We start from the raw sequence: 11,919 nt of genomic DNA on the forward strand, positions 1-11,919 counted from the left end.
CCTCAGTGCCCCCACCGCGCGGCCGCTTCCTCGGCCGCCTGGTGGGCCAGCTGCGCGCGGCGCCGCGACTCGGCGGCCCTGCGCCGCGCCGTCGCCACCGATTCTGCGGTGGCGCCGAATCCCGCGGACAGGTCCCGGCGCCTGCGGCGGAGCTCGGCGGCGCGCGAGGCGGCGATTTCGGCGCGGCCCGCCGCGCTGTTGACGACCTCGTCGCGCACCAGCCCCGCGACTCCCGGCTCCGGCGTGTCCGCGCCGGCGTCCTGCGTTGACGATCCCCAGCACACCCCGCCGCCGTGGGACAGCCGCGCGGGCAGCGGCGCCCCCTCGACGGTGTCCGCGAGCATGCGGCCGATCTGCTGGATCGGCAACACCAGGTCGGCCCCGGCCCGCGCCGCCGCCAGCGGCATCGACGAATACAGGGCGGTCTCCGGGCTCTCCGCGATGACGATGGCGCCGGCGCGCTTCATCGCCGCGGTGCCCGCGGCCCCGTCCTGCCCGGAGCCCGACAACACCGCCGCCACGCTGCGCGGCCCGTAGGACTCGGCGACCGACCGCAGCAGCGCGTCGAAGCGCCGCACCCCCACGGTGTTCGCGGCCCGCAGGCGACAACGGCCGCCCGGCGTCAGCTCGAGGGACATCCTTGGCGGGCAGACGACCACGTGTCCCGCCGCCAGGGCCTGCCCGTCGCGCGCCCAGCTGACTCGCCGCGCGCTCTGCCGGCGAAGAATCGTCGGCAGCACGCTGTCGTGGTCGCCGAGGTGCTGCTGCACCACGATCGCGGGCGGAAGCTCCGCCGGCAGGTCCGCCAAAACTCGTGACAGCGCGTCCAGGCCACCCGCCGACGCCAGCAGGATTACCAGCTCGACGACGGGCCGGTGCGCGTCGCTCGCCACCCGTCCAGTCTTCCAAATCGGCGGACGCGGCACAGTCCCGCGAGCGATCCGTTCGGGCCGGGCCCCGAAGGGTTGTCCGCTATGCGAAATGGCCACGCCTCAGGCGAAGCGGCCGCGCCGCCGAGTTTTTGCCCATACCGGGCCGGGTACGCCCCACGTCAACGGCGACGAAAGGGGTTCGACGGTGAGGATTGCGATCGTCAGCGGCGACGACATCGTCGGTGACGACCCACAGCAACTGTCCGCCGCGCTCACCGCCCGGGGCCACGAGGTCACCCGGTTCGTCCGGCACAATGGCCGCCGGGCTGCGGGGACCAGCGCGGACGGTCGCACGGTATCGGTCGGCGCGGGCCCCCGGGCGGCAAAGTCCGTCCCGGACGTGCTGCCCTACGTCGGTGACTGGGCGGCCGCACTCGCCGGCCAGTGGGCGGCCGAGCCGCCCGACGTCGTGCACGCCTACGGGTGGCTCGGCGGTCTGGCCGCGCAACTGGCCGCGCGGCGGCAAGCCGTGCCCACCGTCCAGACCTTCCTGGGACTGGCCGCCCCCAACCGGGCCGACGCCGCCGGGGGAGCGCCGCAGGAGGAGGGCGAACGGCTTCGCATCGAACCGCTGCTGGCGCGCAGCGCGACGTGGGTGACCGGCGAGAGTTCCGATGACGTCGAAGCGCTGAGCCGGCTGCGCCGGGGCCGCGCCCGGGTGTCGGCCTTGACCAGCGGTGTCGACGTCGAGCGATTCAACTCGAGCGGGCCGGCGCCGGCCCGAACCGACCTGCAGCGTGTCCTTTGCCTGGCGCCGAACCCGCTGCCGCACAACGGCTTCGACATCGCCATCGACGCCCTGCGCAGGGTTCCCGCCACCGAACTGGTGGTGGCCGAGACCGCCGCCACCAACCGGGCGCACGACGACGCGCGGGCCCGGCTGCACCACCTGGCCGCCAGGCTGGGGGTCGACGACCGGGTTCGCTTCGCGGGCACCGTCGCCGGTGACGAGCTGCCGATGCTGCTGAGATCCGCCGACGTGGTCGCGTGCACGCCCCGGCGGCCACCGCGTGCCACAGCGGTGCTGCAGGCGATGGCCAGCGGCGTGGTGGTGGCGGCGTTCAGGGCCGGGGTGCTCAAAGACGCCGTGGTGGACAACGTCACCGGCCTGCTGGTGTCGCCGGAATCGTCCGTCGGATTATCCGCCGCGTTGAGAAGCATTCTGCCGCAAAGTTTTCAATGTGAGAGCATGGGCGCGGCGGGCCGCAGTCGCGCCGTGTCGCGCTACGCCTGGGACCGGATCGCGCTTGACACGCTCAACATCTACCGACAGGTCGCGGCCCCACGCCGGACGCCGGCGCGCTTGCAGTCATCCGGTGTCCGGTGATGCAATGATGACAGCGCGAAACCCTTGGAGGGGCCGCAGACTATGACCGCGATGACGAGCACCACGGACAGCACCGGCCCCGGCGGGGTCACCGGTGCCACCGGTCGACGGCCCGGGCCGGGCCAACCCGACCCCCCGCCTGCTGCCGGTGATGCCGGACTACGGGCAGGCGTTGCAGACTGGGCGGTTCGGTTCGACCAGTTCCGCACCGTCGACGCGCAGGCCGCGCGGCGATTCTTTGCCGGCGTCTACACCCCCGGTTGGCGCATCACGGGGCTGATGGGCCGCTCGGCCGTCTCCCATCGCCGTTGCGAAGCCGGCTCCATGACGGTGGACGACGTGACGATCCAGGGGCGCGTCGCGCTGGAGATTCCGGCCTCCGAGGGCGTCGTCGTGATCCAGCCCCGCGCGGGGTCGACGAGCGTTGCCGGCGGCCCCCTCGCGGCGGTGGACTTCCCGGTGCTGGTCGCTCCCGAGATGCCGTGCGTGTTGCAGTGCAACGAGTCGCGGTTCGATGTGGTGAGCATCCCCGCCGAGGTGCTGCACAGGGTCGCCGCGGATTGGCGCGCGCCGTTACCCCAGCAGATCCACTTCCGGGACTGGCGCCCGCGCTCGCGCGCCGCCGTGCGGGCGTGGCATCGGGCGCTGGACTATGTGGTGGGGATGTTGGACGCGCCGGACACCGCCCACCAGCCGCTGATCGTGGCGGGGCTGGCTCCGCTGCTGGCCGGCGCGCTGCTGGAATGTTTCCCGTCCAACGTCACCGAACAGGATCTGGTCGACGAGCCGGCGTTGCCCGAAACGCTCAAGGAAGCAGTGTCTTTCATCCATCGTCACGCCGCCGCCGACGTCAGCATCAACGACGTCGCGGCCACGGTGCATCTGACGCCCAGGGCGGTGCAGTACCTCTTCCGCCGCCAGCTCGCCACCACGCCAACGGAATACATTCGCCGCGTGCGCCTCAGCCGCGCCCATCAAGAGCTGCTGGCGGGGGCGCCGTCCGAAACCACCGTCACCGAAATCGCCCAGCGGTGGGGGTTCGCGCACACCGGAAGGTTCGCGGTGCTGTATCGGCAGACGTACGGCCAGAGCCCGCACACCACCCTGCGGCACATGACCCCGCAGTCGTAGCGACACGCCGCCCCGCCGCAGGTCAGCAACGTCGCGTTCACCGTGCGTCACCTTCGCGCCACGGCCGCGACGCGAACACGCCGAAAGTTGTTTTTTCCCACCCCGTGTCGTCGGGGTAACCCCTGGTCGGCCGCCGATTACGGGTAGAACGGAAGTTGCCAGCCGGCGCCGAGGTGCGCCGGCGGCCGCCGTAGCCGGTAAGCTTTGGTCAGGTTGAGTCCCCAGCTGCCGTTATCAACGGGCGCCACTCGGACACCGTCGTCGCTCGCCCTGCTCACTATCAAGCCTGAAGGGCGCACAACCCATGACTGCTTCACCCGACCTATGTACACCCCGGGCACCTGCCCCCGAGCTGCTCGGCCAACCGCGCAGCCGCTACCGAATCGATTGCGCCGCAGCGCAAATCCATGTCCACGCCCGCAGCGTGGCCACCGTCTTGCGCATCGACGGTGAAGTCGATGCATCCAACGCCGAGCTGATCACCGAGGCGATTCGCCGGTTTTCGCGGCTGAAGGCCCCGCTGGTGCTCGACCTCAGTGGCCTGGACTTCCTTGCCGGCTCGGGCCTGCGCGCGCTGCTGGTCCTCAACGAGGAACACCGCCGGGCACAGCTGCGGTCCAGCGTCGTCAGCGGACCGGCGTTGCGCCGGCTCACCCGCGTCGTGACCGATCACGGCCTGCCGATCGCCCATTCGGTCGCCGCGGCCCTTGCGCACATCGAGGGCGCGACGGCGGCCCGGCGTCGGCTGGTTTCGGACCCGGCCCGCCAACACGAGCCGCAGCGCGACACGTCGGCGCGGCTTCGGGGACTGGCGTCCTAGGGGCCCAACCGGTGCATCAACTGCTCGGCGGCGTACCGGCCGCTGGCCAGGGCGCCGTGCACGGTGCCCGGATTGTCGACACCGACCGCCTCGCCCGCCAGGTAGAGCCGGTCGCTGACGGGGTCCTGCAGCCGGCGGCGGTCGTCGAGGCCCGAGCCCGGAGCGTGAAAAGAGTAGGCGCCGCGCGCATACGGGTCGGCGCTCCAGTTCGACGTCTTGACCGCCACCGGCGAGACGTCGCCGAACAGCCGGCGAGCGACGGGCAGCGCGGTGGCCATCAGCTCGTGCGGCGGCGCGGCCTCGGCGGCGCGGCCGCGGTGACCGGCGTTGAGCGCCAACACGATCGGGCCCGCCGCGGCCGGCATGGTGAACCACTGGGCCCACCGGCCGCCGTCGGCCGCGAGGTATTGGTAGAAGGCGTTGTCCGCCGTCCAGCCGCGCCGGTCGAACCGGAAGAAACTCTTGGACAGCACCCCGAATCCCAGGGCTTCCACCGCGCGGCCGTGGTGGTCGGGCAGGGGCGGATCGAACGCGATCGCCCCGGCTTTGAGCACGCCGAGCGGCACCGTGACGATGGCGGCGGATCCCCGCAACGACCGATTCTTTGCCCGCACGACGACGGAGTCGTCCCGCTGCGCGATCGCGGTCACCGGCGTATTCAGCTCGATCCGAAGGCCGTTGGCCAGCAGCCTCGGCAGGGCGTCGTAGCCGTTGGTGATGACAACCTGATCGCCGCCGGTGTAGTCGCCCTCGTCAAAGGTGATGGCCGACAACTGATCCGCGTCGGCGGCGAACTCGTCCTCGATCTCGGTGGTGAGGTAGAAGGCCAGCTGGGCGCGGTCGGAGGTGGACAGTGCTGCGCCGCCGACCGCGGCGCTGACGGCGGCGGCCAGGCTGCCGCCGCCGGCTTGGTAACGCGCCCGCTCCACAAAGGCGCGCCATAGCGTCGGGTCGTAGTCGAGCGGCACAAGGTCGGGATCGATCACGAGCCTGGTCCAGCTGTAATAGTCGGTGGTGACCAGCTCCGCCCGGGCTTGCCGCGCCAGCGCCGCCAGCGGGTTGCCGGCCGTTCCGTGGATCCACGACGCGCCCATTTCCAGCGGGGCGCCCCAGTCGCGGTCGGTGTGGACCCGGCCGCCGACGCGGTCGCGGGCTTCGATCACCCGAACCGGCCATCCGGCGTCGGCGAGGCTGCGCGCGGCGGACAGACCCGCCATCCCCGCGCCGATGACCAGGACCGACCGGGTGTCCGGCCGCGACCGTTGCGCCGGCGGGCGGTGGGCGCAGGCGGCCATCAACCCGCCACCGGCCAAACCCGTGGTGGCCGCGATGAATTCCCGACGGGACATCGGGTACACGGGTGTTAGCGTCTCACATCAGAATCGTTTGCCGGATTTACCGAATCCGAACGGATCTTGCGGATAAACTTCCCAAAGTCCTTAACTGCGGCGACGGGGCCGGGTTTGGAGGGGGGGTGCGGTCATGAGCGCTCGACGATCGGCTCGCGCGGTCGACCCCTACCCCGACGTTTTGCCGCCCAGTCAGACCGTCGCGGTCCGGGCGACCGACGGCACCCGGTTGCACGCCGAGGTCTTCGGGCCGCCCGACGGCTACCCGATCGTCCTGACGCACGGCATCACGTGCGCCATCCGGGCCTGGGCCTACCAGATCGCCGACCTGGCCAACGATTACCGGGTGATCGCCTTCGATCACCGCGGCCACGGGCGCAGCGACATGCCCCGGCGCAACGAATACAGCCTGAAACACCTTGCTTCCGACCTGAATTCGGTGCTGGATGCGACGTTGGCGCCGCACGAGCGCGCGGTGCTGGCCGGACATTCGATGGGCGGCATCACCATCGCCGCGTGGTCTGCGCGGTACCGGCACATGGTGCCCCGGCGCGCCGACGCGGTCGCGCTGATCAACACCACGACCGGGGACCTGGTCCGCGAGGTGCAACTGCTGTCGGTGCCACGCGGGCTGTCCCCGGCCCGGGTGGCCGCCGCCCGCGCGCTGATCCACGCGTTCGGTGGGTTCCCGATCCCGAGTGCGGCCCGCATCCCGAGCCGCTACATCGTCGGAATGCTGGCGGTGGGCCGGGACGCCGACCCGGACGTGGCCAGGATCGTCCACCGGTTCTTCGAACAGACCTCACCCGCGGGGCGCGCCGGCTGCGCGCGGATGCTGGTCGCCGCGCTGGGGTCGCGGCACCTGGAGCTGGACGGTTTGACGGTGCCGACCCTGGTCATCGGCAGCGAACGCGACCGGCTCACCCCGATCAGCCAGGCCCGCCGCATCGCGGGCACCGCGCCCAACGTGGTCGGTCTGGTCGAGCTGCCCGGCGGCCACTGCTCGATGCTGGAACACCCGCGCGAGGTCAACCGCCACCTGAGGGCGCTCGCCGAATCGGTGACCAAGGACGTGCGGATCAGTTCATAGCAGGGCGGTGATCTCGGCGGCCGCGCGCTGGCCGGACCGCACGGCCCCGTCGAGGAACCCGGTCCATTCGTCCGCGGTCTCGGTGCCGGCCCAGTGGATGGGGCCGACCGGCTCGCGCAGCCACGGCCCGAACCGGGTCCACGACCTCGGCGGGACCGCGGCGGTGGGTCCGCCGGGCGCGAATTCCTCCGCGCCCCAACAATGGTCGACATAGTCGAGCGGTTTGAGCGCGTCGTCGCCGAACAGCGTCGCAAAGCAGCGCAGGGTGTCGTCGCGGCGCTGCTCCGGGGAGAGCGAGTCGAACGCGCGCGCGTCGACGAACCCCATCAGGACACCGGGCCCGTCGGCGTGCGGGCTGACGTCGAAGGTGATGAAAACCGGCCCGCTGTCGGAGAGGGCCTGACCCGAGAAGCCGTTGGTCCGCCAAAAGGGCGTGGAATACGCGGCGTAGGCCTTGCTGAGCCGGCCCTGCGGCCAGTGCTGGGCCAGTTGGTGGTATTCGGCGGGCAGCGGAGGCGCGAACTCGATCGACGCCCGATGGGCGGGCGGCACCGCGACGACTACGAACCCCGCCTCCGCCTGGCCGACGTCGGTGGTGACCGTCACCCCGGCGCCGTGCCGGTCGATGCGCCGGACCGGCGCGCCCAGCACGACGCGCGTGCCCAGCTCGGCGGCCGCGGCCTCGGCGATCTGCTGCGTGCCGCCCGGAAAACGGTCCTGTTGGGCGCCGTTTTCGACGTCGAGCAGCCGGTCCAGGCCACCGGCCGCGTGCGTGTAGCGGGCCGCGTGCAGCATCGACACGTCGTCGGGTTCGCATCCCCAGGTCACCCGCGCCACGATCGCCAGCAGGTCGCGCGACGAGGCGGTGGCGCGCACGGACCGCAGCCAGCCGCCGAGCGACACGTCGTCGAGCTCGCGCGCACGGCGCGCCTCCCACGGCGCCGACAGCGGGACGCTGCGGGCGAGCCGGTCGAATTGCCAACGCAGCCGGCCGATGTCGAGCAGCCCGGTCAGCGAGAGCTTGGGGATGGTGCCCCGGTAGGAGTGCGTCCAGCCGCGCCAGTGGATGACGTTCTTGCCGTCGTGGTGGGTGGGGATGGTCGGCACGTCGAGTTCGGCGGCGAGCGCCAGGACCGCGTCCTGGGTGGGGCCGACGAAGGTGCCGCCGAGATCGGCGGGCAAACCCGCCACGCTGCCGGTGAAGGAGCGGCCCCCGACGCGGTCGCGGCCCTCGAAGACCACCACGTCGTGGCCCTGGCGGGCCAGCTCGCGCGCCGCGGCAAGTCCGGCAAAGCCTGCGCCGACCACGACAACGTCGACAATCCACGGCGGGTTTGGCACGCGCACCAGTCAACCCCAATTTTCGCGGTTTCGTGCGCCAAACGCCGCCCCGGTTTCATCTCGGAAGGGGGCCGACGTTCGCGGGCCGCCTAGGGGGCGACGGTGAGCCAGTCGGCGAACCCGGACGGGTCGTGGCGGCCCAGCGCGCCGTGCTCGTAGAGGCCCCAGCCCTCTTTGGGCTCCCCGTCGCCGTCGCGGCACACCGCGCGCCCGACGTGGTCGATGACCCCGAATCCGGACCGCGCGACGATCGCCGGGTCGGTCATGTCGTAGGTCAGGCGTTCGACGAACTTCTCGCCCTTCCACATGCCGTGCAGCCAGTCCGAGTCGCCGCCGTAGCCGCCGCCGACGTGGATGGGCACCGGCAGCTTGGACTCCACGTCGAAGCGCACCGGCGTCCCGTCGGGGGCGGTGGCGTCGATGGTCGCCCCGGTGGGGATACGGGTGCCGGAACGGTAGTGGATCTTGACCCGGGGCCAGCCCAGCTGCTCGACGCGTCCGTCGCGCCAGATCCGGGTGCAGTCGTTGAGCGAGCGGAAGCCGTTGGGTTCCTCCTGGATGATCAGCACGATGGCGAATTCGTCGAACGCCATCGGCACATACAGCCACCACATGCCCTCGAAGGGCGGGTCGGCGGGCCGCCCGGCGGGCTCGGGCTCGCCGATCGGCCGGATGCCCCACGACCGGTCGCGGCTGCCGAGCCAGATCGCGGGGTCGACGGCGATCTCCTCGCCGTCGACGGAGATGCGGCCGCTCCAGCTGCCGAGCTGGGCGAACCGCTGGGCGTCCAGCGTCACCCGGTTGCCCGACCGCAGGACGTGCGGCTGTTCCTGCACGACGTCGAACAGGCCCCGCCAGGTGAGATCGGCTGCGATGCCTTCGGTTTCGTCGAGGACCAACCGCAGCTTGCGCAGCGGCTCGATCACCTCGATCCGGTAGCCGTTGACGTGCTGGTTGAGCCGGTCGGAGTCGATCGCGTCGCACAGGTGCACCGCGGTCTGGGTGTCCCCGCGCCGCACCAGGAAGAACGCGTCCTTGACGCCCAGGTTGGGGTAGTAGCCGATGCCGCTGATGACGAAGATGTCTCCGGTGCGGTCGTGTGCGTTGAAGTAGGAGCGATCGTAGAAGTTGCGGTCCGAGGATCCCGGCCACGCGATCGGCTGCGGAATCTGGTGAACCGGGAACTCGTCGAGCGGTCCGAGCATCAGTGGTCCTCTCCCGTGGGGCCCTCGCCGATCAGGCTTCGCATCAACCCGGCGTGGTAGAACAGCGACTCGACGTCCTCGGGTTTCTCGGTTTCCCCGAAGTGCACCCGGCGCGCGCCGGTGCGCATGAACACGCAGGCCCACATGACGCCCGAGTAGACGTAGAACCAGCGCAGGTCGCCGACTTCAACGCCGGTCAGCCGTTCATAGGTGGCGCGGACGTCGTCCTCGCGCATCACCGCGGGCAGGCCCGGCAGCCCCGCCAGGCCGGTCAGCTCCTGAAACACCATGTGCGCGTAGATCATCCACGCCACGTCGAGTTCGCGTGGGCCCAGGGTGACCATCTCCCAGTCCAGCACCGCCACCGGCGCGAAGTCGCGGTACAACACGTTGCCCACACGCGCGTCGCCCCACAGCAGCACGGGTTCCCGCGCGGCGGCCTCGGCCGGCCAATGGTCCTCGAGCCAGGTGAAGGTCCGTTCCAGCAGCGGTGAGCGCCCGATGTCGGGCACCGCGAAGTCGTACCAGGACCGCACCCAGTTGACGTGCCGGCGCAGCGCGGTGTCACCCTGCTGGCCGTCGGACAGGAAGCCGAACGTCTTCTCCGCGTTGGGGATCGAATGCAACCTGGCGAGCACGCCGACGGTTGCGTCCTGCAGCTCGCGCTGCCGCTCGGCCGGGGCATCGGCGAACCAGTTGTTGCCGAACGTGTAGGGCATCACGTCCGGCGGCACCACGCCGTCGACGTAGTCCATCACGAAGAAGGGGGTGCCCAGCACGTCGCCGGTGGGCTCGAGCCAGCGCACGGGCGGGACGGGGACGTCGGTGAGTTCGCCGACCTTGCGGATGACCTCGAATTGGTGGTCCAGCCGATAGGTGGGGAACACCTGCACGTCCTCGGCGGCCGGCGCCACCCTGGTCACCAGCTTCTGCTCGGTGGGCTTGCCGTCCTGCTGCCACCGGGCCGTCAGGATGATGGTTTCCGACGACATCCCCGTCGAGTCGACGCCGCTTTCGACGGTGACCTCCGGCGCCGCCCCGGCGGGTAGCACGGTCGACAGCCAATTCGACATCACCGCGGGTAGCGTCGTGATGTCTCTGCTGGACCGCTGAAGCCGGTCGACCCTGTCGAGCACGGGTTCATTGGCCACGGGTGCCTCCATTCTTCGAGACTTCTTCGCGGCAATTACGATACGGTAGGTAGCGTTATGAAAGCAGACCCATCCGCCATTGACAAGGCCCCCGGTGCCGGCCGCCCGCGGGACCCGCGCATCGACTCGGCCATCCTATCGGCCACCGCGGAACTGCTTGTCCAAATGGGCTATTCCAATCTCAGCCTGGCGGCGGTCGCCGAGCGCGCGGGAACCACCAAATCGGCGCTGTACCGCCGGTGGTCCAGCAAGGCCGAATTGGTCCACGAGGCGGCCTTCCCGGTGGCGCCCACCGCGCTTCAGGCGCCCGCCGGGGACTTCGCCGCCGACGTCCGCATGATGATCGAGGCCACCCGCGACGTGTTCACCACGCCCGTCGTCCGCGCCGCCCTGCCCGGCCTGGTGGCCGACATGACCGCCGATCCCGCCCTCAACGCCCGGGTGATGTCCCGGTTTGCGGATTTGTTCGCGACCGTGCGGGTGCGGTTGAGTGACGCCGTCGACCGCGGCGAGGCGCATCCCGACGTGGACCCGGACCGGTTGATCGAATTGATTGGGGGAGCCACGATGCTGCGCATGCTGCTGCGCCCGGAGGACGAACTCGACGACGGGTGGGTGGAGCAGACCACCGCCATCGTGGTGCACGGGGTGACGCGATGACGGCCCGGCTGGCCGGGCGGGCCGCGATCGTCACCGGGGGCAGCCGGGGGCTGGGCCGGGCGATCGCGCTGGCGCTGGCGGCCGAGGGCGCCGCCGTGGCGGTGGCGGGGCGCACCGAACAGGTGTGGGACGAGCGGTTGCCGGGAACCATCGGCGAGACGGTCACCGACATCGAGGCGGCGGGCGGGCGCGCGGTGGCCATCCGCGCCGACCTGACCGAACGCGAGGACATCGCCCGGTTGGTGGTCTCGGCGCGAGAAGCCCTGGGGCCCATCACGATTCTGGTGAACAATGCGGCCTTCACCGCGCCCGGCCGTCCCCGGGCGCCCGGGTCCGAGCCGCGCGCCCAGTCCGCGAAGCCGGCGGCCGGGGTCGCCAAGCCCGGGTGGCCGGGTTTCGTCAGCATCCCGCTGGCCGCCTATCGCCGGCATTTCGACATCGCCGTCTTTGCCGCCTACGAGCTGATGCAGCTGGTATGCCCCGACATGATCGAGGCGGGCCGCGGGTCGATCATCAACGTCAGCTCGGTGGCATCGAGGATCCCCGGCAACGGTCCGTATCCGGACCGCAGCGGCAGCGTGCTGCCCGGGTACGGCGGATCCAAGGCGGCGCTCGAGCACCTGACCCAGTGCGCGGCGTTCGACCTCGCCGATCACCACATCGCGGTGAATGCCCTGTCGCCGTCGAAACCGATCCTCACCCCCGGGCTGGCCTACTATGCCCGGGAGTTCGACGAGACCGCCGCGGCCGACGAATTCGCCCGGGCCGCAGTCGAATTGACGCTGGTCGATCCCGAAAAGGTCACCGGTCGCACGATCGGTCACCTGCAGGTGCTCGACGGCACCTTCCGGCCCTTCGAGCCCGACTAGGCGCGGTCGTCCGGGTCGCGATTGGTGGATGAATCGCCGACTGT

The 11,919-nt window shown here is 71.2% G+C and carries 11 protein-coding genes; 6 read left to right on the forward strand and 5 right to left on the reverse strand.

The window, feature by feature from the left end; all coding sequences use genetic code 11:
• Nucleotides 1–2: 2 nt before the first annotated feature.
• Nucleotides 3–893, reverse strand: coding sequence for a chemotaxis protein CheB (locus AWC03_RS25240; protein WP_085243424.1), 891 nt, complete (start codon nt 891–893; stop codon nt 3–5).
• Nucleotides 894–1,077: 184 nt separating this feature from the next.
• Between AWC03_RS25240 and AWC03_RS25245 the strand changes: the two genes are divergently transcribed.
• The 3 genes from AWC03_RS25245 to AWC03_RS25255 all read left to right on the forward strand — a co-directional run bounded on the left by AWC03_RS25245 (nt 1,078) and on the right by AWC03_RS25255 (nt 4,210).
• The gene (locus AWC03_RS25245) at nt 1,078–2,259 is read left to right on the forward strand and encodes a glycosyltransferase (protein WP_085243425.1); all 1,182 of its coding nucleotides are present in this window, start codon (nt 1,078–1,080) and stop codon (nt 2,257–2,259) included.
• Between the two features lie 42 nt (nt 2,260–2,301).
• Nucleotides 2,302–3,390 carry a helix-turn-helix transcriptional regulator gene (locus AWC03_RS25250; RefSeq protein WP_085243426.1) on the forward strand — a complete coding sequence of 363 codons (1,089 nt, stop codon included), beginning with the start codon at nt 2,302–2,304 and terminating at the stop codon, nt 3,388–3,390.
• Between the two features lie 424 nt (nt 3,391–3,814).
• Entirely contained in the window at nt 3,815–4,210 is a 396-nt protein-coding gene (locus tag AWC03_RS25255; RefSeq protein ID WP_249025970.1) for an STAS domain-containing protein, read from the forward strand.
• Here the strand turns inward: AWC03_RS25255 and AWC03_RS25260 are convergent.
• Nucleotides 4,207–5,559 (reverse strand): flavin monoamine oxidase family protein, encoded by a 1,353-nt coding sequence (locus AWC03_RS25260; protein WP_085243512.1) that lies wholly within the window; start codon nt 5,557–5,559, stop codon nt 4,207–4,209. The genes AWC03_RS25255 and AWC03_RS25260 overlap by 4 nt on opposite strands.
• A 133-nt stretch (nt 5,560–5,692) precedes the next feature.
• Between AWC03_RS25260 and AWC03_RS25265 the strand changes: the two genes are divergently transcribed.
• Nucleotides 5,693–6,649: an alpha/beta fold hydrolase gene (locus tag AWC03_RS25265; RefSeq protein ID WP_085243428.1), complete on the forward strand. Its 957-nt coding sequence runs from the start codon at nt 5,693–5,695 to the stop codon at nt 6,647–6,649.
• On the opposite strand, the gene AWC03_RS25270 is transcribed toward AWC03_RS25265, so the two are convergent.
• The 3 genes from AWC03_RS25270 to AWC03_RS25280 form a co-directional block, all read right to left on the reverse strand.
• Nucleotides 6,644–7,990: a flavin monoamine oxidase family protein gene (locus AWC03_RS25270; RefSeq protein ID WP_085243513.1), complete on the reverse strand. Its 1,347-nt coding sequence runs from the start codon at nt 7,988–7,990 to the stop codon at nt 6,644–6,646. The two genes, AWC03_RS25265 and AWC03_RS25270, sit on opposite strands and share 6 nt — an antisense overlap.
• Before the next feature lie 89 nt (nt 7,991–8,079).
• A complete protein-coding gene (locus tag AWC03_RS25275) occupies nt 8,080–9,195 on the reverse strand; it encodes an Rv3169 family protein (RefSeq protein ID WP_085243429.1) in 1,116 nt (371 codons plus the stop codon).
• The gene (locus AWC03_RS25280) at nt 9,195–10,346 is read right to left on the reverse strand and encodes a phosphotransferase family protein (protein ID WP_085243514.1); all 1,152 of its coding nucleotides are present in this window, start codon (nt 10,344–10,346) and stop codon (nt 9,195–9,197) included. Before AWC03_RS25280 ends, AWC03_RS25275 begins: the two co-directional genes overlap by 1 nt.
• 57 nt (nt 10,347–10,403) lie before the next feature.
• Here AWC03_RS25280 and AWC03_RS25285 point away from each other — a divergent pair, with 57 nt between their 5' ends.
• Together AWC03_RS25285 and AWC03_RS25290 are read left to right on the forward strand one after the other, a co-directional pair.
• The gene (locus AWC03_RS25285) at nt 10,404–11,006 is read left to right on the forward strand and encodes a TetR/AcrR family transcriptional regulator (RefSeq protein ID WP_085243430.1); all 603 of its coding nucleotides are present in this window, start codon (nt 10,404–10,406) and stop codon (nt 11,004–11,006) included.
• Nucleotides 11,003–11,875, forward strand: coding sequence for an SDR family NAD(P)-dependent oxidoreductase (locus AWC03_RS25290; protein WP_085243431.1), 873 nt, complete (start codon nt 11,003–11,005; stop codon nt 11,873–11,875). Before AWC03_RS25285 ends, AWC03_RS25290 begins: the two co-directional genes overlap by 4 nt.
• Nucleotides 11,876–11,919 lie beyond the last annotated feature (44 nt).

Source organism: Mycobacterium europaeum (genome assembly GCF_002102155.1).
GTDB lineage: Bacteria > Actinomycetota > Actinomycetes > Mycobacteriales > Mycobacteriaceae > Mycobacterium > Mycobacterium europaeum.

What these genes read in the sequence shown, in the direction of transcription:
- AWC03_RS25285 (WP_085243430.1), top strand. Translation starts at nt 10,404, where the DNA reads ATGAAAGCAGACCCATCCGCCATTGACAAGGCCCCCGGTGCCGGCCGC.
- AWC03_RS25250 (WP_085243426.1), top strand. Translation starts at nt 2,302, where the DNA reads ATGACCGCGATGACGAGCACCACGGACAGCACCGGCCCCGGCGGGGTC.
- AWC03_RS25275 (WP_085243429.1), bottom strand. Translation starts at nt 9,195, where the DNA reads ATGCTCGGACCGCTCGACGAGTTCCCGGTTCACCAGATTCCGCAGCCG.
- AWC03_RS25290 (WP_085243431.1), top strand. Translation starts at nt 11,003, where the DNA reads ATGACGGCCCGGCTGGCCGGGCGGGCCGCGATCGTCACCGGGGGCAGC.
- AWC03_RS25265 (WP_085243428.1), top strand. Translation starts at nt 5,693, where the DNA reads ATGAGCGCTCGACGATCGGCTCGCGCGGTCGACCCCTACCCCGACGTT.
- AWC03_RS25260 (WP_085243512.1), bottom strand. Translation starts at nt 5,559, where the DNA reads ATGTCCCGTCGGGAATTCATCGCGGCCACCACGGGTTTGGCCGGTGGC.